At 68.1% G+C, this 22274-nt stretch carries 20 protein-coding genes; 18 read left to right on the forward strand and 2 right to left on the reverse strand.

Annotation, left to right across the window (positions count from 1 at the left end):
* The 18 genes from F9K07_RS28530 (at position 1) to F9K07_RS28615 (ending at position 20277) form a co-directional block, all read left to right on the forward strand.
* Positions 1 to 1329: a lipopolysaccharide biosynthesis protein gene (locus F9K07_RS28530; protein ID WP_159596603.1), complete on the forward strand. Its 1329-nt coding sequence runs from the start codon at positions 1 to 3 to the stop codon at positions 1327 to 1329.
* Positions 1326 to 2924, forward strand: coding sequence for a GMC oxidoreductase (locus F9K07_RS28535; RefSeq protein WP_159596604.1), 1599 nt, complete (start codon positions 1326 to 1328; stop codon positions 2922 to 2924). The genes F9K07_RS28530 and F9K07_RS28535 overlap by 4 nt, the downstream gene beginning before the upstream one ends.
* Positions 2921 to 3880 (forward strand): aldo/keto reductase, encoded by a 960-nt coding sequence (locus F9K07_RS28540; protein WP_159596605.1) that lies wholly within the window; start codon positions 2921 to 2923, stop codon positions 3878 to 3880. The genes F9K07_RS28535 and F9K07_RS28540 overlap by 4 nt, the downstream gene beginning before the upstream one ends.
* On the forward strand, positions 3868 to 5193 hold the full coding sequence (locus F9K07_RS28545; protein ID WP_159596606.1) for an O-antigen ligase family protein: 1326 nt from the start codon (positions 3868 to 3870) through the stop codon (positions 5191 to 5193). The genes F9K07_RS28540 and F9K07_RS28545 overlap by 13 nt, the downstream gene beginning before the upstream one ends.
* A gap of 1 nt (position 5194) precedes the next feature.
* Positions 5195 to 6181, forward strand: coding sequence for an acyltransferase family protein (locus F9K07_RS28550; RefSeq protein ID WP_159596607.1), 987 nt, complete (start codon positions 5195 to 5197; stop codon positions 6179 to 6181).
* Positions 6182 to 6220: 39 nt separating this feature from the next.
* Positions 6221 to 7348, forward strand: a complete 1128-nt coding sequence (locus F9K07_RS28555) for a glycosyltransferase (RefSeq protein ID WP_159596608.1) — start codon at positions 6221 to 6223, stop codon at positions 7346 to 7348.
* Positions 7345 to 8565 (forward strand): polysaccharide pyruvyl transferase family protein, encoded by a 1221-nt coding sequence (locus tag F9K07_RS28560; protein WP_159596609.1) that lies wholly within the window; start codon positions 7345 to 7347, stop codon positions 8563 to 8565. Before F9K07_RS28555 ends, F9K07_RS28560 begins: the two co-directional genes overlap by 4 nt.
* The gene (locus F9K07_RS28565) at positions 8562 to 9173 is read left to right on the forward strand and encodes a putative colanic acid biosynthesis acetyltransferase (protein ID WP_236581738.1); all 612 of its coding nucleotides are present in this window, start codon (positions 8562 to 8564) and stop codon (positions 9171 to 9173) included. The genes F9K07_RS28560 and F9K07_RS28565 overlap by 4 nt, the downstream gene beginning before the upstream one ends.
* Positions 9166 to 10122 (forward strand): nitroreductase family protein, encoded by a 957-nt coding sequence (locus tag F9K07_RS28570; RefSeq protein WP_159596610.1) that lies wholly within the window; start codon positions 9166 to 9168, stop codon positions 10120 to 10122. Before F9K07_RS28565 ends, F9K07_RS28570 begins: the two co-directional genes overlap by 8 nt.
* Positions 10123 to 10135: 13 nt before the next feature.
* Positions 10136 to 11110: a glycosyltransferase family 2 protein gene (locus tag F9K07_RS28575; RefSeq protein WP_159596611.1), complete on the forward strand. Its 975-nt coding sequence runs from the start codon at positions 10136 to 10138 to the stop codon at positions 11108 to 11110.
* 17 nt (positions 11111 to 11127) lie between these two features.
* Positions 11128 to 12057 (forward strand): hypothetical protein, encoded by a 930-nt coding sequence (locus F9K07_RS28580; RefSeq protein WP_159596612.1) that lies wholly within the window; start codon positions 11128 to 11130, stop codon positions 12055 to 12057.
* Positions 12054 to 13319: a glycosyltransferase WbuB gene (locus F9K07_RS28585; RefSeq protein ID WP_159596613.1), complete on the forward strand. Its 1266-nt coding sequence runs from the start codon at positions 12054 to 12056 to the stop codon at positions 13317 to 13319. Before F9K07_RS28580 ends, F9K07_RS28585 begins: the two co-directional genes overlap by 4 nt.
* A gap of 186 nt (positions 13320 to 13505) precedes the next feature.
* Complete coding sequence (locus F9K07_RS28590; RefSeq protein WP_159596614.1) at positions 13506 to 14243, forward strand: polysaccharide biosynthesis/export family protein; 738 nt, start codon at positions 13506 to 13508, stop codon at positions 14241 to 14243.
* Between the two features lie 17 nt (positions 14244 to 14260).
* Positions 14261 to 16690 (forward strand): GumC family protein, encoded by a 2430-nt coding sequence (locus F9K07_RS28595; RefSeq protein WP_159596615.1) that lies wholly within the window; start codon positions 14261 to 14263, stop codon positions 16688 to 16690.
* Positions 16687 to 17406: a J domain-containing protein gene (locus F9K07_RS28600; protein WP_159596616.1), complete on the forward strand. Its 720-nt coding sequence runs from the start codon at positions 16687 to 16689 to the stop codon at positions 17404 to 17406. The genes F9K07_RS28595 and F9K07_RS28600 overlap by 4 nt, the downstream gene beginning before the upstream one ends.
* Before the next feature lie 25 nt (positions 17407 to 17431).
* Positions 17432 to 18226, forward strand: a complete 795-nt coding sequence (locus F9K07_RS28605; RefSeq protein WP_159596617.1) for a tyrosine-protein phosphatase — start codon at positions 17432 to 17434, stop codon at positions 18224 to 18226.
* A 165-nt stretch (positions 18227 to 18391) separates the two neighbouring features.
* On the forward strand, positions 18392 to 19303 hold the full coding sequence (locus tag F9K07_RS28610; RefSeq protein WP_159596618.1) for a TRAP transporter substrate-binding protein: 912 nt from the start codon (positions 18392 to 18394) through the stop codon (positions 19301 to 19303).
* Positions 19300 to 20277, forward strand: a complete 978-nt coding sequence (locus F9K07_RS28615) for a Bug family tripartite tricarboxylate transporter substrate binding protein (RefSeq protein WP_159596619.1) — start codon at positions 19300 to 19302, stop codon at positions 20275 to 20277. Before F9K07_RS28610 ends, F9K07_RS28615 begins: the two co-directional genes overlap by 4 nt.
* A 7-nt stretch (positions 20278 to 20284) precedes the next feature.
* On the opposite strand, the gene fic is transcribed toward F9K07_RS28615, so the two are convergent.
* Both fic and pcp read right to left on the reverse strand, forming a co-directional pair.
* On the reverse strand, positions 20285 to 21403 hold the full coding sequence (fic, locus tag F9K07_RS28620) for a protein adenylyltransferase Fic (RefSeq protein ID WP_159596620.1): 1119 nt from the start codon (positions 21401 to 21403) through the stop codon (positions 20285 to 20287).
* A 173-nt stretch (positions 21404 to 21576) separates the two neighbouring features.
* Positions 21577 to 22248, reverse strand: a complete 672-nt coding sequence (pcp, locus tag F9K07_RS28625) for a pyroglutamyl-peptidase I (protein WP_159596621.1) — start codon at positions 22246 to 22248, stop codon at positions 21577 to 21579.
* Between the last annotated feature and the right edge of the window lie 26 nt (positions 22249 to 22274).

Below are 22274 nucleotides of genomic sequence, written 5' to 3' on the forward strand. Positions count from 1 at the left end.
ATGTCCACCGCAGCCCCCTTGAGCACACCCACCGCCCTCGGCCGCCGTTCGGCCATCGCGCGGCGCATCGCCTCGGGCGCGGGCGCATACGGCTACGCGCAGGCGGTGAGCATCGGCACGCAGTTGGTCGCGCTGCCGCTGTTCCTGCTGCATTGGGACATGGCCACCTACGGCACCTGGCTGGCGCTCACCGCTCTGCCGTTCTACCTGTCGCTGGCCGACGCCGGCATCTCCACCGCGTCGAGCAACCAGATGATCGGCCTGATCGCGCAAGGCCAGAAGGCGCGCGCGGGCGAGGTGTTCCAGAGCGCCGTGGCCTTCCTGCTCTCGGTCGCGCTGCTGGTGCTGCTCGTTGTCGCGACCGTGCTGTGGCTGCTGCCCGCCGGCCTACTGCAGGTGGCGCACTGGAAGCCGGTGCTCATGCTGCTGTCGGTGAGCGTGGTTCTCGGGCTGTTCTGCAGCCTGGCCGAGGTGGTGTACAAGGCCACCGGCGGCTACGCGGCGGGCACCTACCTGGTCACCACCGGCCGTCTCGTGGAGTGGGCCGGCGGCCTCACCGGCCTGGTGCTCACGCGCAGCTTTCTCGGTGTGGCCACGGCCGCGCTGATCGCGCGCGCCGGCTATACGGTGCTGAGCATCGGCCTGAGCCAGCGCCGCACCGACTTCTTGCGCTGGGGCGTGCGGCACGCCAACGTGGCCGACGTGCGCCACGCCGCCAAGCCCGGCTTGCTGTTTCTCTCGCTCTCTCTCACCAACGCGCTGAGCCTGCAAGGCTTCACCTTGCTCGTGGCGGCCACGCTCGGGCCGGCGGCCACCGCCGTGTTCAACACCTACCGCACCGTCGCGCGCATCGTGGTGCAGGTCACCAACGCGCTGAGCAACCCACTGTGGCCCGAACTCACTGCGCTCAAGGGCCAGAACGACGAAGGTGCGTTCTGGAAGCTCTACCGCCGCGCCAACCGCCTCGGCCTGCTCATCGCCATTGCCGGCGCGCTGCTGGTGTACCTGGTCGCGCCCGCGCTGCTGGAGGTCTGGACGCACGGCCAGATTCCCTTCACGCCCATCAGCATGGCGCTGTTCCTGCTCTACGCCGCCGTGTGCTCGGCCACGCAGGTGCCGCGCGTGGTGCTCATGTCCATCAACCGCCATGCCGGCCTGGCCTGGCAGAGCCTGCTGGCTGCCGTGGCCGCACTCGGCGTGGCGTGGCTGGCCTGGCGCGTGGCGGGCATGACCGGTGTGGTGGCGGCCATGGTGCTGGGCGAGGCCCTGGTGTGGTTCACCGCCACGCGCTCGGTGCGCCACCTGCACAAGGCCAAGGAGTCCGCATGATCATCGACCTGAACACCGCACCGGCACCCGAAGAGGCGCACGACGTCGTCATCGTCGGCGGCGGCACGGTGGCGCTGCTGCTGGCCGTGCTGCTGGAGCGCCGGGGCCAGCGCGTGCTGGTGCTGGAGAGCGGCGGCGGCGGCTTCGAGACGCCCGCGCAAGCGCTCAACGAAGCCCACGTGGTCGGCCGCGCGCACACCGGCATCTCGATCGCGCGCGGGCGCGCCCTGGGCGGCACCTCCAACCTCTGGGGTGGGCAGCTCACGCTGTTCGTGCCGTCCGACTTCGAGGCCCGCGCGGGCGTGTCCGACGCGCCCTGGCCCATCGGCTACGAAGACCTGCTGCCCTGGTACGAAGCCGTGGCACAGGAACTGCGCCTGGCCGATGCGCTGGACGAACACACGCCCCAGGCGCGCAAGCTCTTCGGCGACCGCTACCCCGACATTCCGGGCTTCACGCTGTTCCTCACGCGCTGGCTCAAGGAACCGGCGATGGCGCGCTACTTCCACGAGCGCCTGCAGAACGCACCCCAGCTCACCGTGCTGCTGCACGCCCACGTCACGGGCCTGAACCTCTCGCCCGATGGTGAACGCGTGACGGCGGTGCGCGTGGCGCGCGCGGACGGCACATCCGTGGCCCTGGCCGGCGAACGCTTCGTGCTCGCCAACGGCACGATCGAGATCGCCCGCCTGCTGCTGGCCAGCGCGCGCGAACAGGCGCAAGCGCCGTGGGCCCGCAACCCGTGGGTGGGCGCGGGCTTCCAGGACCACCTCGAACTGCGCGGCGGCAAGGTGCACCTGCTGGACAAGCCGCGCTTCCTGCGCACCTTCCAGAACATCGTGCTCGGCGGCCACAAATACCAGCCCAAGCTGCGCCTGAACGTGGGCGGTGGCGGTGCGGCCACCATGGCCCATCCGGCGCTCAACGTCACCGGCTACTTCGCGTTCGAGTCCAACATCGCCGAACACCTGCAGCACCTGAAGGTGATGGCCAAGTCGCTGCTGCGCGGCGGGCTGCCCCAGCAAGGCCTGGGCGAGCTGCTGCGCCACGTGCGCGGCATGGGCAGCGCCTGGTTTCCCATGGTGGTGCAGTACCTTCGGCACCACCGCATCTACAACCCCGCCGACCGCGGCGTGTGGCTGGTCATGCACGCCGAGCAGGTGCCGCGCGACGACAGCCGCATCACGCTCGACCCCGATCACACCGACCGCTTCGGCGTGCCCCTGGCCGTGCTGGACTGGCGCATCGGCGGCCAACCCGAACTGCGCGCCATGGCCGCCTTTGTGCGCCGCATGCGCGACAGCCTGCAGGCCTCGGGCCTGGCGCGCGTGGAGATCGACGCGCTGCTCGACGGCGAAGACGCGCAGGCGCTGGAGCAGGCCACCGACACCTACCACCAGTGCGGCGGCGCGCGCATGGGCCACCACGCGGGCGACGGCGTGGTCGACCGCGATCTGCGCGTCTTCGGCACGCGCAACCTGTACGTGGCCGGCGCGGCGGTGTTCCGCACGTCCAGCTACGCCAACCCCACGTTCACGGCCATGGCGCTCACCGCCCGGCTGGCCGAGCACCTGCGCCAGGAGGCTTCGACATGACCACACTCGCGATGAACACGTTCTCGCCCGACCTGCTTGCCAGCCGGCTCGGCTTCGGCTGCGGCCGCCTCAAGGGCGGTGGCGACAAGGCCACCTCGCTGCGCCTCGTGCACGCCGCGCTGGATCTGGGCATCCGCTACTTCGACACCGCGCCACCCTACGGCCTGGGCACCTCCGAAGCCGTGCTGGGCGATGCGCTCAAAGGACGGCAGGAGCCCGTGCTGGTTGCCACCAAGGTCGGGCTGGCGCGCCCGGCCTCGCCCGGCCTGCTGCAGAAGGCGCGCGCCGTGGTCAAGCCGCTGGCGCGCTGCATTCCCGGCCTGCGCCAGGCGGTGCTCAAGGGCATGGCGCGGCACGCAGCGCCCAGCAATCTCGACGCCGCCTTCGTCGCCCAGTCGTTCGCGACCAGCCTGCAGCAACTGCAGCGCGATCGCGTGGACCTGGTGCTGCTGCACGAAGCCCGCAGCCAGCACCCGCTCGATCCCTTGCAGGCGCTGTTCGAACGCGCCATCGACCAGGGCCGGCTCGGTGCCTACGGCAGCTCCACCGGCGAGCCGCTGTACCAGTTGGTGCGCTTCGGCTCGGTGCTGCAATACCGCTGCCCGCCGCCGGACGCCACCTGGACCACGGTCGACCCGTCCGACGTGCTGCACGGCGCCTTGCGCTTCACCGCGCCCGCGATCCGGCAGGCCATGGCGCTCGACAGCCGCCTCACCGACCAGCTCACCAGCCTGTTGCCGCGCGGCACCGAGCCAGCGAGCGCGAGCGGTTCGCTGGCCCTGGCCTATGCGCTGTCGCGCTTCGACAGCCGCGTGCTGCTCTCCACCAACGATCCGCGCCGCCTGGTCAGCACCGTCGAACAGTTGCGGCACATCACGGCTTCGCCCGGCTGGCGGCCCGCGATGCTGAACCTGCACGCCGCCTTCGCGCCCACAGGTGCCCCATGCGAACCCTGAACACGCAGCTCTCGCGCTGGCTGCTGGGCGCCTCGATCTACCTCACCGGGTGGTACTACGAAGGCCCGGCGCTGCAGGCCGCGCAGATGGGTGCGATCTGCCTGCTGCTGATGGCGGCCTTCTTCTCCGTGCTCTCCGGCGACACGCTGCGCATCCGTCCCAGCCTGGTGGAATGGACCTTCGGCGCGGCCTTCATCTTCGCCATGCTGGTGGCCTGGGTCACCGGCAACGTGCTCTCCACGATGTACGGCGCCATGTTGCTGTTGGTGCTGGTGGGCATGTCGATGCTGGTGCGCCACCGCACGGCCGGCGAGCTGATCGTGGTGTTCCGTTGGGCCTACGTGGCGCTCGTGGCCTCGGTGGTGCTGCTGGAACACCAGGACCTGCTCGCCTCGCTCACCGGCAATGTGGAGTACGGCCTGGGCCTGGTGCGCTACCAGCCGCTGGGCATGCACCCCAACCTGAGCGGCCTGGTGTACGGCGGTGGCGCGCTGCTGTTCTTCCAGCGCTTCCTGGCCGCGCCGCGCCCGCTGCAGAAGGCCTTCGCGCTGGCCATGGTGGCCGGCTGCCTGTGCGTGCTGCTGGCCGCCTCGGCGCGCGCCGGCATGCTGGCGCTGGCCGTGGCCGGTGCCACCGGCTTCACGCTGATCGCCTTGCGCGGCTCGCGCCGCTCGCGCCTGAGCCTGTTGCTGGCGGTGCTCGCGGCCGTGGGCTTCGTGCTCTTCAAGTGGACCGACATCAAGGAATACCTCACCCTCATCCTCGACCTGGAGTCGCCCACGCGTGGCGTGGACTCTGGCGCCACCGGGCGCACCGACATCTGGCGCGCGGGCATCGAACTCATCTTCGCCGACGGCGTGCGCATGCTCACGGGCACCGGCATCCGCTCGGCCCTGCCCGAACGCATCGGCTTCCCGGTCGAGAGTTCGTACATCAACCTGGCGCTGGAACACGGCCTGCTGTTCGGCTCGCTCATCCTGCTGACCTTCGTGGCCACGGCCTGCCGCGCGCTCACGCACGGCCTGCGCCCGGGCCATGCCCGCTACCAGTTGTTCCTGGCCGGCCTGATGGTGGTCTTCATCCTCGCGCAGTCCATCTTCAACCGCTACCTCATCGGCGTGGGCAACCCGTATTCGCTCTGGATCTTCGTGCTGGTGCTGCAGCTCAACCTGCGCCCCATCGCGGTGGCGCGCCAGGCCGCGCAGCCCGCGCGCGCCCCTGCGTTTCGCCAACGGCCTGCCAGCCCGCTGGCGTCCGGTCGCCAGACCTTCTCACCCCTGACCCCGCGTCAGACCACCCGGATGGGAGCTTGAAATGACACGCCGACAAACCGACACCACGCTGATGCTGTTCATGGCCACGTGCCTGATCACCCTGTCGCACCTGGACGCCTTCGTGCCCGACCCGCGCATCGCCACGGGCGGTGCCATCGGCAACGCGCTGTTCTTCTTTCTCTCGGGCTTCGGGCTCACCATGAGCCTGAACGCCGGCGAGCCGGGCAACGCCGCGCCCTCGCTGCTGGATTACCTGCGCAAGCGCGTGCTGCGCCTGTACCCGGCGGCCATCCTGGTGGCCATCGTGATGCTCGCGGTCGGCATGATCGGCATCGGCGGCCTGGCCGACGTGGTGAAGACCTTCGTCTGGCCCACGCCGTTCTGGTTCATCTCGGCGGTGATGGTGTTCTACGTCCCGGTCTTCTACCTGGCGCGCCTGCAGCCGCGCGGCATCGCCATTGCCATGGCCCTGCTGCTGATCCCCTACGGGGTCTTCTACAGCCAGCTCGACCTGAGCCGCTTCGTCGTCGAAGGCGACGACTACTTCAAGTGGATCAACTACTTCGGCATCACCCTCATGGGCTGCCTGGTCGCGCGCCTGCGGCTCACGCCTCGGGTGAGCCTGGCGGCCATCGTGGGCCTGGCGCTGTCGCTGCTGGGGTTCCTGGTCGCCAAGCTCACGGTGTTCCGCTTCGACATGGGCGAGCTGCAGTTCGTCTTTCACGTGCTGCTGTATCCCATCATCTTTTTCAGCTACCAGGTGTTCGCCGCCGAAGCGGTGGTGCAGCCTGTGCGCGCCACGCCGTTCTTCCCGGCCATCGCGCTGCTGGCCGGCCTCACGCTGGAGATCTACCTCACGCAAACCGCGTGGATCCACTGGCTGGAAGCGCAGAACTACCCCTACGGCTACGCCGTGCTGCTGCCGCTGGCCCTGGTGCCGCTGGTGGTGTTCTCCGTCCTCACGCAATGGCTCTCCAACCGCATGGCCCACGGCGTCTCGCGCCTGCTGCCGCCCGTGCCGGTTTGAGCGCCCCACCCGATTCCGCACCTCCACAGGACCACCGACATGACCTACGTCTTCTGGCACTCCTACCTGATGTTCCACCAGGCCCCCTACATCCGCGCCCTGGCCGAGGTGCCCGGCCACACCGTGCACTGGTGCGTGAGCGAGGACCTGCCCGCCTACTACCGCGAACGCGGCTACCCGCTGCCCGACACCGGCGCGGTGCAGGTACACGTCGCGCCCGACGCCACGCAAATGGCCGAGCTGGCCACGCTGCCCGGCTCGGTGCAGGTGTTCTTCGGCCTGCGCGGTTTTGCCTTGCCGCTGGCCGCCTTCCAGGCCAGCCTGGGTGCGCCGGTGCACCGCTTCCTGATGTCGGAAAACCGCTACGAGCCGGGCGCGCGCCTGCTGCCGCGCTGGCTGGTATACACCTGGGACGCGCTGCGCTACCGCCAGCACTTGAGCGGCGTGTTCTGCATCGGCCATTCCGGGCGCTACGGCGGCGCGCGCTTCTTCGCCGCCTGCGGCTACCCCTCGGCGCGCATCGCGCCCTTCCTGCACGTGGTGGAACCCGCTGCGGTTCGGGCGAGAGCGCTCAAGCGCGACCAACCTCAGATCCTCTACGTCGGCCAGCTCATCCCCCGCAAGCGTGTCGACCTGCTGCTCACCGCGTTCAGCCAGTTCGGCCAGCCCCAGGCGCAGCTGCGCATCATCGGCAAGGGCGCGGAGGAGCAGAACCTGCGCCAGCTCGCCCAGCAGCTCGGCGTGGCCGACCGCGTGCAGTTCTCGCCCGGCATGCCCAACGCCGACACCGTCGCGGCCATGGCCGAGGCCGACGTGCTGGTGCTGCCCAGCCGCTTCGACGGCTGGGGCGCGGTGGTCAACGAAGCCTTGATGGTCGGCACGCCGGTGATCTGCAGCGACCGCTGCGGCGCCAGCGACCTGATCGAAGACGGCCGCAACGGCTACGTGTTCGAGGCCGGCAGCGCCAACGCTCTGCGCGCCTGCCTGCAGAGCTTCTTCCAATACGTGCGCACCGACCGCGCGGCGCTGGCGGCCGCAGAGTCGGCCCGGCTGGACGGCAACGCGGCGGCCGCGCGCTTCCAGCACAACGTCACCCGCCTGCTCGCCCCGCGAGGGCCGATGGGCCTGCAACCGAGCGCCACCGGCGCGGGAGTGTCACAGCCATGAACATCGGCATCCTCACCTTTCACTTCAGCGACAACTACGGCGCCGCGCTGCAGGCCTACGCCTTGCGCCGCTGGCTCACCGAACAAGGGCACCGCGCCAGCTTCATCGACTACCGGCCCGCGCACATCGAACACGGCGGCCGGCTTTGCCTGCCCACGTCGACGGCCCAGCTCAAGGCCAACCTGAAGGTGGTCTACCTGGCAACCTCCGCCTTCCTCAACCGCCACTTCGGCCACCGTGGCCAGCAGGAAAAGTTCGAGCGCTTCCGCGAACACTTCCTACAGCTGTACGGCAATGCCGCGCCCAGCGGCGACAGCGCCTGGCGGAAGGCCGCGCAGGGCTACGACCTCATCGTCGCCGGCAGCGACCAGATCTGGAGCCCCTCGCAGCACCACGGCTTCGATCCGAACTACTTCCTGGCCTTCGACGAAGCTTTGCGGGCGCGCAAGATCTCGTACGCGGCCAGCTTCGGGCGCGACCAGGTCTCACCCGAACAAGCCGAGCAACTGCCTGCGCTGCTGCGCCACTTCGACGCGATCTCGGTGCGCGAGGCCTCGGGCGTGGCGCTGGTGGAGCGCGCCACCGGGCACAGGCCGGCGAACGTGCCCGACCCGACCCTGCTGCTGAGCAACTACACCGAACTCATCGAGCAAACCAGCGCCCCCTTGGAGGCGTTCGAAGCCGAGGAGAACGGCTACGTGTTCTGCTACGGCCTGCGCTCGCCCGACAACATCCGCCAGACCGCCGAACTGGTGGCCGATCGGCTCGACGCCGACATCCTCTCACCACACAACCCGCACCGCCGCTGGCCCGAGATCGGACGCACGGTCCATCCGGATCCGGGCGAATGGGTGGCGCTGGTGAAACACGCGCGCTTCGTCGTCACCAACTCCTTCCACGGCACCGTCTTCGCGCTGCTGTTCAAGAAGCCTTTCGTCGTCGCCGGGCTCACCGGCGACAAGGCCACTGCCAATGCGCGCGCGCTCAACCTGTTGCGCGCGGTGGGCCTGGAACACCGCTTCGCGGCCAAGTTCTCCGCGCCCAACGTGCGGGCCATGATGGACGACGAGATTCACTGGGCGCACGTGGACGAGCGGCTGGCCGAATTGCGCGACGCCGGCCGCGCCTTCCTGCGCAGGCAGCTGCAAGCGGCGAAACCCTTGCAAGCCACGCGCCCGTCGCCAGCGGCCTTTCCTTTGCGGGCGGTGAATCCATGAGCGATTTCATGACCGACACCATGAGAGACACGCTCGGCGATGCCATGAGCGACTTCCGCTCGCTCAAGTACCGCAACCGCTTCAGCCGGGCCGACAAGCTGCGCCGCTTCGCCTGGGAAGTGGTGTGGCTACTGGCCTTCCGGCCCACGCCGCGCTGGGCGCTGCACGGCTGGCGGCGCTTCCTGCTGCGCGCGTTCGGCGCGCGCATCGGCGCCGGGTGCCGCATCGCGCCCACCTGCCGCGTGTGGGCGCCGTGGAACCTCAGCATGGGAACGCTCTGCGCGCTGGGCGACAACGTGGACTGCTACAGCATGGACCGCATCACCATCGGCTCCAAAGTGGCCGTGAGCCAGCGTTCGTTCCTATGCGCCGGCTCGCACGACGTGCGCTCGCTCACCCGGCCGCTGGTCACCGGCCCGATCGTGATCGAAGACCATGTGTGGATCGCCGCTGAAAGCATGGTGCACCCCAACGTGGTGATCCGCGAAGGCACCGTGGTCGGCGCGCGCTCGGTGGTGGTGCGCGACCTGCCGGCCTGGTCTGTCTGCGTCGGGCACCCGTGCCGCAAGATCCGCGAGCGCGTGTTGCGGGAGCATGACCATGCTTAGCAAACTCTTCAAGGTCGCCGGCATCTTCAGCGAAGCCCTGCGCGACGCGACCGAGTTCCTGCGCTTCAACGCGTACTCGCCGTTCGCCAACAAGTCGCAGCGCGCGTTCTACAAGATCCTCATCGAGGCGCACACCATCGAGAAGGGCTTGTCCTTGCCGAACCCCAAGCTGCTGTTCGGCAAGGACAAGGTGCGCTTCGTCATGAACGCGCTCTCGCGCTACGACATCGGCCATTCGCCCGTGCCCGCCCACATGTCGCTGGGCGCTCTGGACGCCTACGTGAACTTCCACGCCAGGGCCGGCGCCCACGACCCGCTGCTCGACGAGATCGCGAACTACCTCAAGACGTGGGAGGCCAAGCTGCCCAAGCCGTGGAAGGGCGGCACACGCGAAGTGACCTTCAACGGCCAGCCACCGAACGACCTGCAGCACCTCATGGCCAGCCGCTCCAGCATCCGCGCGTTGCAGTCCACGCCGCTGCCGCCCGAGCGCATCTTCGAAGCCATTGCCATGGCGCAACTGGCACCTTCGCAATGCAACCGCCAGGCCTCGCGCGTACACGCCTACCAGGACCGCGCGCGCATCCAGGAACTGCTGGGCTTGCAGGGCGGCTCGCGCGGCTTCGCGGAATCGGTCGGCAACCTGTTCGTGGTGAGTTCGGAGATCTGCGCCTGGGGCGGCCCCGGCCAACGCAACCAGGCCTACGTGGACGGCGCGCTGTTCGCCATGTGCCTCATGTTCGCCTGCCGCTCCATGGGCTGGGGCGCCTGCCCGCTCAACCTGGCCATCGACCACAAGACCGAGTCCGCGATCCGCCGCGCTGGCGGCATCCCGGCCGGCGAGCGGCTGATCATGATGATCGCCTTCGGCGAGCCCATCGCGCCCGACACGCGCGTGGCCTTCTCGCCCAGAAGGCCTGCCGCCGAAATCGCGACCCTTCACGCGTGAGGACCACAACGCCATGCACATCACCGCCATCATCCTCACCTACAACGAAGCGATCCACATCGAGCGCGCCATCTGCTCGATACAGCCCTTCGCGGACCAGATCTGCGTGGTCGACTCCGGCTCCGCCGACGACACGCGCGACATCGCCCGCGAGCTCGGGGCCGAAGTCCACACCCACGCCTTCGTCAACCAGGCCAAGCAGTTCCAGTGGGCACTGGACACGCTGGACATCCGCGGCCAGTGGGTGCTGCGGCTGGACGCCGACGAGATCATCGAGCCCGACCTGGCCGAGCGCATCGCCACCGAACTGCCCGAACTGCCGGCCGACGTGGTCGGTGTCAACTTCAAGCGCAAGCACATCTTCATGGACCGCTGGGTGCGCCACGGCGGGCGTTACCCGCTGGTGATGCTGCGCCTGTGGCGCCATGGCCATGGCCGCATCGAAGACCGCTGGATGGACGAGCACATGGTGGTCTGGGGCGGGCGCACCGTGACCTTCGAAGGCGGCTTTGCCGACCACAACCTGCACGACCTGGGCTACTTCACCGACAAGCACAACAAGTACGCCACGCGCGAAGCCATCGAGGTGCTCAACCAGCGCCTGCACCTGTTCGCCCGCGACGAGGCGCTCAACGCGCACAGCGCCTCGGCCCAGGCCGCGCTCAAGCGCTGGGTGAAGGAGCGGATCTACAACCGCATCCCGTTCACGCTCAGCGCCACGCTGTACTTCCTGTGGCGCTACCTCTTCCAGCTCGGTTTTCTCGATGGCCGCAGCGGCCTGGTCTACCACTTCCTGCAGGGCTACTGGTACCGCTTCCTGGTCGGCGCGAAGGTGATGGAGCTCGAGCGCGCCGTGGCCCACCTGCACGACAAGAACCAGATCTGCGCCGAACTCAGCCGGCTCACCGGCCACCGCCTGGTGGCCGCCCAACCCGAAGCGGCGGCGGTGCCGAACGTCCACCCCGACCCGCTGGCCACCCGAACTTGACGAAAAAAAGGAACCCCATGCGCACCAGCACCTTCCCCCCTTCCCGCGCCTGGCTGCTGGCCAGCCTGTTCATGTCGGCCCAGGCGTCGGCGCAAAGCGACGTGTCCCTGATCTGCCAGGACGCGTCGGTGCCGCTCGGGGCGAGCCAGGTGGGGGCGATGCAACCGCTGTTCCGCGATTGCCCGCGCATGGAAGACGTGGACTTCACCGGCCGCGCCGACGGCAAGAAGTACTACGCCGGCTTCTACGCCATGGGCGTGAAGGAACCCAGCATGTACGACACGGCCGAAGACGGCGTGGTGATCAAACGCGGCGGCCTGCTCACCACCGTGAAGACCAATTCCTACCCCGGCGGCTTCCCCCTGCTGGCCGGCAACCGGCCCTTCTACATCGAGGCCCAGACGGTGATCTCGAACAGCCACCCCGACAACTTTCCCGCCATCTGGCTCATGCCGATCGAGCACAACCTGCGCATGGAAGACGTGTACGAAGGCGACCCCAAGAGCTTCGAGCGCTGGTTCGAGCTCGACATCGACGAAGGCGGCTTCGGCCCCGGCGGCCACCACACCGCCATCTCGTGGACCGGGATCTACCCCCACTACAAGAAGATCCAGAACCCCAACCCGACCTCGAAGATCCCGCTGGACCGCACACGGCCCAACGTGTTCGGCGTGTCGTACGACCCCGCCACCCTCACCGTGCGCTGGTGGGTCAACGGCCAGCAGGTGCTCGAAGCCAGCGAGCCCTACGTGCCCGAGATCGCGCGGCGGCAGAACTTCTACCTGATCGTTTCTTCGCAAAGCCGCAAGAACGTCAACGACTACCAGACGAAATTCATGGGCGTGCGCGCCTTCGCGGGCGAGCCCACCGTGCAGCGACCCGCCAAGGCCAACGGCAAGGCGCAGGTCAAAGCCCACGGCAAGGCCCAGACCAAGGGGACACCGTGAAGATCCTGGTCTACGGCATCAACTTCGCGCCCGAGCTCACCGGCATCGGCAAATACACCGGCGAGATGGCGCGCTGGCTGGCCCACGCCGGGCACGAGGTGCGTGCCATCGCCGCGCCGCCCTACTACCCGGCCTGGCAGGTGGGCGAGGGCCACAGCGCGCGCCGTTACCGCACCGAGATGTGGGAAGGCGTGCGCGTGACGCGTTGCCCGCTTTGGGTACCGCAACAGCCCGGCGGTTTGAAGCGCCTGCTCCACCTGGGCAGCTTCGCGCTCGGCAGCCTGCCGGCGCTGCTCGCGCAATGGCGCTGGAAGCCCGACGTGGTGTGGGTCGTGGAGCCACCGCTCATGTGCGCGCCGGCCGCCGTGGCCTTCGCGTCGCTGCGCGGCGCCAGGAGCTGGCTGCACATTCAGGACTACGAGGTGGACGCGGCCTTCGACCTCGGCCTCATCCAAGGCGCTGTGCTGCGCCGCTGGGTCGAGCGCGCCGAGCGCTGGCTCATGCGCCGTTTCGACCGGGTCTCCACCATTTCCGGCCGCATGGTGGAGCGCGCGCGCCACAAGGGCGTGGAGGCGCAGCGCATCGTGCATTTTCCGAACTGGGTCGACATCGGCGGCGTCGCGCCGCTGGCCGCGCCCAGCCCCTACCGCGCAGAACTCGGGCTCGCGCCCGATGCCGTGGTGGCCCTCTACACCGGCAACATGGGCAACAAACAAGGTCTGGAGATCCTGGCCGACGTGGCCCGCCTGGTGCGGGACGATCCGCGTATCCAGTTCGTGTTCGGCGGCAACGGCTCGGGCCGCGCCGATCTGCAGGCGCGCTGCGCGGGCCTGAACCACGTGCGCTTTCTCGACCTGCAACCGCTGGAACGCCTGAGCGACTGGCTGGGCCTGGCCGACGTGCATTTGTTACCGCAGCGCGCCGATGCGGCCGACCTGGTGATGCCCTCCAAGCTCACCGGCATGCTCGCCAGCGGACGCGCCGTGCTGGCCACCGCGCACGCGGACACCGAACTGTGCCGCGTGGTCGAACAGGACGCGGCCTGCGGCGTGGTGGTGCCGCCCGAGAACCCGATCGCCATGGCCGAGGCGCTGCGCGCCCTGGCCGCCGACCCGGCCCGCCGCGCCACGCTGGGCACGCTGGGCCGGCGCTACGCCGAAGCCGAACTGGGCCAGGACGCGATCCTGCGCCGGTTTGAAACGCAGCTGCAGGATTTGCTGCTGGATGGCAGCGTTGTACAGGATCGGCCTGCACCGCTATGACCCATGCGCAGACCCTCACCCCAACCCTCTCCCGCGCAGCGGGAGAGGCAGTGGATTACCGCGCTCTCCGGAAAGCGCGCGCTACTCCATCTCCGGAGCACGTGCCTTACTCCCTCTCCCGCTGCGCGGGAGAGGGAGGGGGTGAGGGCGGGGCCCAACCCAAAACCATTTAAAGGAAGCTGAACCATGACCCAGACCCAGCTCACCGACGCCACGCGCCACACCATCGCAGCGATCGCCCTGCTGCTAGCGATCCCCGTCCAGGCACAAACCACCGACACCGGCGCCATCGCCCAACCGGTGGTCGCGCGCAGCGCCTCCAGCGTGGAGAGCATGGGCGCGCCGCTGGCCGCGCCCAACACCGCCGGCGCCGACTACAAGATCACCGCCAACGACCTGATGGAGTTCGACGTGTTCGGCGTGCCCGACATGAAACGCGACGTGCGCGTGAACGCCTCGGGCGAAATCTCGCTGCCGCTCATTGGACAGGTGCCGGTGGCCGGACTCACCGCGCAAGCCGCCGAAGACCGCATTGCCGCCAAGTACAAGGAGAAGTACCTGCAAGACCCGCAGGTCTCGCTCTTCATCAAGGAGTTCACCACGCAGCGCGTGGCCATCGAAGGCGCGGTGCTGCGCCCGGGCATCTACCCCATGACCGGGCAGCTCACGCTGCTGCGGGCCCTGGCGCTCTCCGGCGGCTTCGCGCCCTATGCCGACCTGAAGCAGATCGTGGTCTACCGCAACGAGGCCGGCGGCCAGCGCGAGCAAACCACCTACGACCTCGACAAGGTGCGCTCCGGCGCCGTGCCCGACCCTTCCATCCGATCGGACGACGTCATCGTCGTCCAGCGCGACGGCCGCCGCACGGCCCTGCGCGACTCGCTCTTCCGCGACGTGCTCGACACGCTCAACCCCTTCAAATAAACGAGGGAGCAAACACCATGGCCTACCACCCATCCCATCCCATGCCCGCCGCGCCCGGCCCGCGCGGCGGCCTGGCACTGCACCGTGACGGCGCCCTCTCCAACCACCTGCTGGTGCGCGACGAAGCCGGCATGCCCACCGAAGACCGCATCGACCTCAAAGCCATCTGGCGCGTGCTCGCCAAATACAAGTGGTCCATCGTCGGCGTCACGCTGCTGTGCACCGTGGGCGCGCTGGTCTACACCCTGCGCATCACGCCGCAGTACCGCAGCAGCGTCATGCTGCAGATCGACCGCAACGCCCAGAAGGTGGTGGGCTTCAGCAACGAGGTGGAAGTGGACGAAGGCCCGCTGGCCGACCAACTGCAACTGCGCACCCAGATCGAACTGCTCAAGAGCCGCAGCCTGGCCGAGCGCGTGATCCAGGAGCTGGGCCTGTACAAAGGAGACACCACCACCGCGCCGGCACCGGAGTCCGTCACCGCCGCGGTGGCCGCCGCGAAGGCCGCCGACGACCCGGTGAACCAGGTCACGGGCTTCTTCGGCAAACTGCTGAACAACCTGCGCATCCTCTTCGGCCCCGCGCAGTCCGACCCCGCCACGCTCAGCCGCACCGGCACCGTGGCGCAGTTCTCCAAGTCGCTCAGCGTAGAGCCGGTGCGCAACTCGCGCCTGGTGCAGGTGAGCGTGCTCAACCCCGACCCGGAGATGGCTGCGCGCATCGCCAACAGCGTGGCCAAGACCTTCATGGCCAGCAACATCGAACGCAAGCTCGACTCGTCGATCTACGCGCGCCAGTTCCTCGAAGAGCAGATCAAGGAAACCAAGGCCAAGCTGGAAGAGAGCGAGCGCGTGATCAACCAGTACGCGAAGAAGAACGAGATCCTGAACCTGGGCGACAAGGGCAGCGCCGCCACCCAGACCTTCGTGGACTTCTCCGCCGCGCTGGGCAAGGCGCAGCAAGACCGCATCCGCGCCGAGACGCTCTACAACCAGGTCAAGCTCAACCCCGAGAGCGCGCCGCAGGCCGTGACCAACGAAGCCATTCGCGCCTACAAGGAACAGCGCGCCAAACTCGAAGCCGAGTACGCCAAGAACCAGGCCGTGTTCAAGCCCGACTACCCCGCCATGGTGCAGGCCCGCGCGCAGATCGCCGACCTGGAAGCGCGCATCAAGACCGAGGTGAACAACATCCTCGCCAGCATCCAGGCGCAGTACCTGGCGGCCAAGAAAACCGAAGACCAGATCCAGGGCAAGGTGGCCGCCAGCCGCAGCGAAGTGCTCACCGTGCAAGACCGCAGCGTGGACATGAACCTGCTCAGCCGCGAGCTCGACACCAACCGGCAGGTGTACGACAGCCTGCTGCAGCGCCTGAAAGAGGTGAGCGTGACCGCCGGCATCACCGCCAACAACGTGAGCATCGTCGACCAGGCCTCGGCACCGCTGTTCCCCGCCGCGCCGAACGTCAAGGCCAACCTCGGCCTGGGTGCGCTGCTGGGCATGTTCCTGGGCATGCTGGTGGCGCTGCTGCGCGAACAGCTCGACGACTCGGTGAAGAGCGCCAACGACATCGAGAACCAGTACCAGTTGCCGCTGCTCGGCCTGATTCCATTCACCAAAGCCGAGAAGCACCACACCGAACCCGTGGCCATGCTGGCCCACCGCGAGCCGCGCGGCACCTTCGCCGAGTCGTACCGCTCTGCGCGCACCGCGCTGCAGTTCAGCACCCCCGAAGGCGCGCCGCAGCACTTCATGGTGACCAGTTGCGGCAAGAGCGAAGGCAAGACCACCACCGCACTCGCGCTGGCCATCAACTTCGCGCAGCTCGGCCAGAAGGTGCTGCTGATCGACGCCGACATGCGCAAGGGCTGGATGCACAAGATGCTCAACCTGTCCAACGAGCGCGGGCTCTCCGACCTGCTGGGCAGCAACCGGCACCACGACCTCAGCGCGACGGTCAAGGAAACCATCATCCCCAACCTGGCCGTGATCACCGCCGGGCACATCCCGCCCGACCCGGTGGAACTGCTCATGGGTCCCCGGCTGGGCGAACTGCTGGAGAAGGCACAGGCCCAGGGTTACCAGCACGTGGTGATCGACGGTCCGCCCTTGCTCGGCATTGCCGACGCGATCGTGCTGGGCAACCAGGTGCAGAACATCGTGTTCGCGGTCAAGGCCGGCGCCACGCGCAAGGACGGCATCAAGGACGCGCTGCGCCGCCTGCGCAACGCGGGCCTGGCGCCCATGGGAGTGGTGCTCACGCACGCGCGCAACGAACACACCAGCGATTACGCCTACGCCGACTACTACGGCGACGGCTATACCGACCTGACGACACCGCACCCTTCGCGCACGCACGAACCTTCAGCCCACCACCCCGGCAACAGCCCCGTGCCGCTGCCCGGCAAGTCGCGCATCGAGCCCACGCTGGACCCCTACGCCACATGACTGCGAGGGCGCCCCAAGGGCGCAACCTGTTGCTCAAACTGCTGGACTTCGAGCGCTCCCCCGGCCGCTACCCGGTGGCCCTGCGCGAGCCCCGGCCGCTGTTCGACCACGTTCACAGCGTGATGCAACTCGCCGCCGGCCGCCCGGTGGACGGCCTGCGCGTGGCGGCGGCCAACGAACACGAGCTGCAACGCGCGGCGCGCTTCTTCGTGCGCACGGTCCTGCTGCGCCCGGGTGCCGACCCGCTCACCTTGCTCGGCCTGCACCCTGGTTTCGAGCCCGAGCAACTGCGCGAGCACTACCGTCTGATGATCCGCCTGACCCATCCAGACTTCGTGGCGCAGGGCGAGCGCTGGCCCGCCGATGCCGCCACGCGCATCAACCTGGCGAAGGACATGCTGTCGTCGCCACAGATGGTGGCCGGCCACGCCACCACGCAAGCTCCCGCGCAGATGGGCGGCGCACCGGCCTGGGAGCCTGCCGCCAGGGTGGCGCGCATCAAGCACCCTCCACGCTCCCGGCCCATGATGCTGCCCAAGCCCGGCGCGAGTACTGCGCAGCAAGACCCGCACGCACGCACGGCCGGCTGGGGCCCAGGCGGCAGCAGCAACGACGACCACTGGGCCGCGCCCCGGCGCCGCTGGACCCTGCGCGCCAAGCTCGCACTGATCGGCATGGGCGCCTTGCTCATGACGGGCGTCCTGCTGTTCACCTGACGCAAGCCGATGTGAGGTGACCGCCATGATCGACCTGCACTGCCACATCCTGCCGGGCATCGACGACGGGTCGAAGTCGCTGGAGCAGTCGCTGGAGATGGCGCGCATTGCCGTGGACGACGGCATCCACACCCTGGCCTGCACGCCGCATATCTACCCGGGCATGTACATGAACGACGGCCCGGGCATCGAACGCGCGCGCGACGCGCTGCAGGCGCAACTCGACGAACACGGCATTGCCCTGAAGCTCGTGGTCGGGGCGGACGTGCACCTCGTGCCCGGCCTCGTCGAAGGCCTGCGCAGCGGGCGCGTGCCCACGCTGAACCGCTCGCGCTACTTCCTGCTGGAGCCCTCGCACACGACGCCACCACCCCGGCTGGAGGCGTCGGTGCTGCAGTTGATCTCTGCGGGCTACACCCCCATCGTCACGCACCCCGAGCGGCTGAGCTGGGTCGAGAGCCACTACCCCGTGTTCCAGCGGCTGATCGCACAAGGCGCCTGGATGCAGGTGACAGCGGGCGCGCTGACGGGGGTGTTCGGGAGTCGTGCGCGGTACTGGGGTGAGCGGTTCATTGGGGAAGGGCACACGCATTTGCTGGCGACGGACGCGCATTCGACCGGGCGGCGCTTGCCCCGCTTGACGCCGGCGTTGGCGGTGGTGCGGCGCTTGGTGGGAGAAGCAGAGGCACAGCGCCTGGTGGTGGAGCGACCGCAGGCGGTGTTGAACAACCTCGCGCCGCAAGACCATGCGATTGCGCCTCGCCAGGTGGGTGGGCTTGCGAGCGTCAAGCGCTGGTGGTCGGAACTGCGGCCGACCTGACACACAGCGCCGCGGGGCCATCACCGAGGGTGATAGCCCCGTTCAACTTAAATCATTTCACACACCCGGCATGGGGTCGTGTAATCCGATTCGCCGGCTTGGTCGAACACGGCCAAAGCGGCGGCAACGGACGGGCATTCGTACCCACAGGAGACATCGAGACCCATGCAAACACCTCATTCCTGGCGCTGCGCCCACGACATCGTGGCAGACAGCGCGCTGAACGTGCTGCTCCGCGAGTTTCTGCCCGACATGGAGCGGCTAAGCGGTGGCCAGTTGACCGTCAGCCTGCACCCCGATGGCGAATTGGGCGGCCCCGACGACATGGTGGACATGCTGGCTCGCAATGAGATCCAGATGCACCCGGTGTCCGGCATGATCCTGTCGCGCCTGACACCGGTGGTCGCCATCGAGGGATTTCCGTTTGCCTTCGGCACCAGCAAAGAGGCCTGCGCCGCCATGGCGGGCGCACCCGGCGACCGGGTGCGCGATGCCTTGCGCCAGCTGGGCATCCACGCCTTCAGGGCCGTGCTGCCGCAAGGCTTGAACCATGTGTTCAGCCGTGGCCGGCGCATCGAGCGCGCGACCGATCTCGATGGCCTGCGCATTCGCGTTGGCAACTCGCCGTACCTGAAAGACCTCTACCGCTCCCTGGGTTGCGATCCGCAGCCGGTCGACCTGCAACACGTGACCGCGGCGCTGGCCGACGGCCGGGCCGAGGGGGTGGAGATGACCATCAACAGCGTGGAGCGCAGCCCCCGCCACCGCCACATGGACCACATCGCGATGGTCGGCATTCGGTTCGCGTGCTTCTGGCTGTGCGTGAACCTGGACGCGTGGCAGATGCTCGATGCGCCCACACAGGAACGCCTGGAAGCGCATTTCGAGACGCTGGCCGCGCGCTACTCCGAAGACATGGACCGCCTGCACGAAGAAAGCCTGAGCGTGCTGGAAAGCAAGGGCTACACCGTCACCGAGGTCCACCGCGAAGGATTGGTCACGCGCCTGAAAGAGAGTGGATTCATCGAACGCTGGCGCGCGCATGCAGGCATTGCCCACACCGAGGAGCCATCATGATTTCAAGACGCAAGACCCTCCAAGGCCTGGCAGGCGCGAGCCTGCTGGGGCACAGCCTCCTGGCGAACGCGAACCCCAACTACCCCGAGCGGCCCGTACGGCTGGTGGTGGCCAAGCCCCCGGGAGGTCTGGACGACCGGGTCGCGCGCGCCATTCACGTCGAAGTGGAGAAGGTGCTGCGCCAACCTTTGGTGATCGAGAACATCGCCGGCGGCCAAGGGATCATTGGCACGCAGAACCTGATCCGCGCGCAACCCGATGGGTACAAGATCATGCTGCTCAACACCAAGCAGCAGATCACCGCTGGCGCCGTGATGGAGAAGACGCCCTACGACCTGACGAAGGACGTCACACCCATCATCGCGTTCGCGAGCTACCGCTCCGCCATCATTGCGCACACCAGCATGGCCGGCACCTTCCAGGACATGCTGCGTTTCGCGAAGAGCAACCCCGGCAAAGTGCTGTACGCCTCCGCTGGCGTGGGCACCACCGGCCACCTGATTCTCGCGGTAGCGGCCCAGCAGGCGGGCGCGGACATGCTGCACGTGCCCTACCAGGGCGGTGGCCCGGCTTCGGCCGCCATCATGGCCGGGCAAGCGCATCTGTTCTATTCGGACATGACGACCGCCTTGCACGCCGCACGAACAGGCCGCGCCCGGATCGTGGCGCAGTCCGGCACCACGCGGTACAGGGAAGCGCCGGATGCGCCGCTGTTTTCCGAGCTGGGCTACAACCAGTTCAGCAATGGCTCGATCTCGCTCGTCGGCCCGGCCGGCATGGACCCGGCGGTGGTCGAGAAGATTCAAGCCGCCGTGCGCCAGGCCTGTGCGCAACCCGCGCTGATCGAGCTGCTGCAGAACGTGGGTGTGGAAGTCGATCTGGTGAACGGCGCGGGTCTGCGCAAGGAGATCGAAGACACGGCGGCGCAATGGGGGCCGCAGGCGAAGGCGGTGTTGGCTTCGGCGGGGAAGTAGGGGGGCGTCAGGCGTAAGACTGGAATTGGTTACTGTCCCTGCTGAGCAGTTGCATCAGCTTGGGATGGATAAAAAGCTTCTCCTTGCCAAACGGCATTTCGCGCAGCACGCCCAGGGTGGCAAGATCGTGGAGGTAGCGTGAGGCGGCCTGCCGCTGGGCAATGCCTTTGTCTACCAGGTTGCCGATGCGGCAGTAGGGCTGCTCAAAGATCACGTCCACCAGCTCACGGGTGTAGATCTTGGGCAGGCGCGCGCGCACGTGTTCGGTGGTGTGCTCGGCCAGCGCGCGGATGGCGGCAATCTTGCCCGTGGTCCACTTGGACGTCTCGGCGACTGCTTGCAGCATGAAGATCAGCCACGGTTCCCAGGCCTCGTCTCTGGTGACGCTGAGCAGCAGGCGGTAGTAGTCGGCCTTGTGGGCGATCACATGGCGGCTCAGGTACAGGATGGGCAGGCTCAACAACTCTTCCTGGATGAGGTACAGGATGTTGAGCACGCGGCCGGTGCGGCCGTTGCCGTCGGTGAAGGGGTGTATGGCTTCGAACTGGTAGTGACCCACTGCCATGCGGATCAAAGGGTCCAGTTCGGTCTGGTTGTGCAGAAAACGCTCCCAGTTGGCCAACATGTCGCGCAAGCGGGCTTGGCCTTCGGGCGGGGTGTACACCACTTCGCCGGTGCGGTCGTTGGCGAGCTGGGTGCCCGGTGTGCGGCGAATGTCCATGTCCACCCCCTTGAGCGTGCGGCAAACGTTCACGGCGGTGGCGGTGCACAGCGGGCGCGCCTTGAGCGACTGAAAGCCTTGGTGTAGCGCGGTGCGGTAGCGCAGCGCCTCTTTGGTGGCTGGGTCGGCGTTGTCGTGGCCTTGCGCGTACTGAAACAACTGGTCTGTCGTGGTCACGATGTTTTCAATTTCCGAGCTGTCTTTGGCTTCCAGCAGCGGAATGGTGTTGATCAGCATCGCCTGATTGGGGATCAGTTCAGCCGCCTGTTTGAGCTCGGCCAGGGCGGCGCGCGCCTCGATGCAGGCTTTGAGCACGGCCCGGCTTTCCAGCTCGTGCACTGGAGGCAGCGCGGGCAATTCGTTGTGAGGCTGCTCGGGGTGCCAGGCGGGGGCGGCATTTTTCATGATGAAAAAATCTGATTTCAGCGACACGTCGGCAGCTTATGTCGCCGCAGGCGACACGTCAATGAAACATGTTCTTTTTTAGAGGAAATGACGACATGTAATGGTTTCATGTCGTTCTGGAAACCCTATATGAACGGATCGGCTGGCTTCGCCGCCGGCAACTTGAAATCGATTCAATGCGTGGCACCCGCCGCCAGCGCCGCGTCCTTCCGCACCCGCAACGCGCACTGCACGGCCAGTCGCAGGCCACGCACGATGTCGTCCAACGGCATGCCGGGCGTGCCCTGTTCGGGCAGCCAGGGCACGTGCACGAAGCCGCCGCGCGTGTGGCGCAAGCTGCGGCGGGTGGTCAGGGCGTGCATCAGGCCGTAGAACACGTGGTTGCAGACGAAGGTGCCGGCCGTCTGCGAGACTTCGGCCGCGAGCCCGGCCGCCTGCAGTTCGGCGAGCATGGACTTGATGGGCAGGCCGGTGAAGTAGGCGGGGGGCGCACCGCGCCGCACCGGTGCATCGACAGGCCGAGCGCCCGCGTTGTCGGCCATCGGCGCGTCGTCGATGTTGATGGCCACGCGCTCGAGCGAGATAGCCCCACGTCCGCCGGCCTGGCCCACGCAGATCACGAGCGCGGGTCGGTGGGCCTCCAGCAGCGCCGTCAGGCAGCGCAAGGATTCGCCGAACACGGTGGGCAGTTGCGCCGCCACCACCGGGTGGTCCTGCAGTCGCTCACCGTGCAGGGCCTGCACGGCCTGCCAACTCGGGTTCACGGTTGCGCCGCCGAAGGCGTCGAAACCAGTGAGCAGAACCGTATGGGACGGCGGGGAGGTCGGGCGTCGGCGGGCGGGCATCGCGCCAATCTAACCGCAGAAGGGCA

The sequence above is a fragment of the Hydrogenophaga sp. BPS33 genome, assembly GCF_009859475.1.
Lineage (GTDB): Bacteria > Pseudomonadota > Gammaproteobacteria > Burkholderiales > Burkholderiaceae_C > Hydrogenophaga.

Coding starts and splice junctions, on each gene's coding strand:
- F9K07_RS28595 (WP_159596615.1), top strand. CDS start 14,261: ATGGCCTACCACCCATCCCATCCCATGCCCGCCGCGCCCGGCCCGCGC.
- F9K07_RS28590 (WP_159596614.1), top strand. CDS start 13,506: ATGACCCAGACCCAGCTCACCGACGCCACGCGCCACACCATCGCAGCG.
- F9K07_RS28575 (WP_159596611.1), top strand. CDS start 10,136: ATGCACATCACCGCCATCATCCTCACCTACAACGAAGCGATCCACATC.
- F9K07_RS28600 (WP_159596616.1), top strand. CDS start 16,687: ATGACTGCGAGGGCGCCCCAAGGGCGCAACCTGTTGCTCAAACTGCTG.
- fic (WP_159596620.1), bottom strand. CDS start 21,403: ATGAAAAATGCCGCCCCCGCCTGGCACCCCGAGCAGCCTCACAACGAA.
- F9K07_RS28550 (WP_159596607.1), top strand. CDS start 5,195: ATGACACGCCGACAAACCGACACCACGCTGATGCTGTTCATGGCCACG.
- F9K07_RS28535 (WP_159596604.1), top strand. CDS start 1,326: ATGATCATCGACCTGAACACCGCACCGGCACCCGAAGAGGCGCACGAC.
- F9K07_RS28560 (WP_159596609.1), top strand. CDS start 7,345: ATGAACATCGGCATCCTCACCTTTCACTTCAGCGACAACTACGGCGCC.
- F9K07_RS28565 (WP_236581738.1), top strand. CDS start 8,562: ATGAGCGATTTCATGACCGACACCATGAGAGACACGCTCGGCGATGCC.
- F9K07_RS28570 (WP_159596610.1), top strand. CDS start 9,166: ATGCTTAGCAAACTCTTCAAGGTCGCCGGCATCTTCAGCGAAGCCCTG.
- F9K07_RS28610 (WP_159596618.1), top strand. CDS start 18,392: ATGCAAACACCTCATTCCTGGCGCTGCGCCCACGACATCGTGGCAGAC.
- F9K07_RS28605 (WP_159596617.1), top strand. CDS start 17,432: ATGATCGACCTGCACTGCCACATCCTGCCGGGCATCGACGACGGGTCG.
- F9K07_RS28540 (WP_159596605.1), top strand. CDS start 2,921: ATGACCACACTCGCGATGAACACGTTCTCGCCCGACCTGCTTGCCAGC.
- F9K07_RS28615 (WP_159596619.1), top strand. CDS start 19,300: ATGATTTCAAGACGCAAGACCCTCCAAGGCCTGGCAGGCGCGAGCCTG.
- F9K07_RS28555 (WP_159596608.1), top strand. CDS start 6,221: ATGACCTACGTCTTCTGGCACTCCTACCTGATGTTCCACCAGGCCCCC.
- pcp (WP_159596621.1), bottom strand. CDS start 22,248: ATGCCCGCCCGCCGACGCCCGACCTCCCCGCCGTCCCATACGGTTCTG.
- F9K07_RS28530 (WP_159596603.1), top strand. CDS start 1: ATGTCCACCGCAGCCCCCTTGAGCACACCCACCGCCCTCGGCCGCCGT.
- F9K07_RS28545 (WP_159596606.1), top strand. CDS start 3,868: ATGCGAACCCTGAACACGCAGCTCTCGCGCTGGCTGCTGGGCGCCTCG.
- F9K07_RS28580 (WP_159596612.1), top strand. CDS start 11,128: ATGCGCACCAGCACCTTCCCCCCTTCCCGCGCCTGGCTGCTGGCCAGC.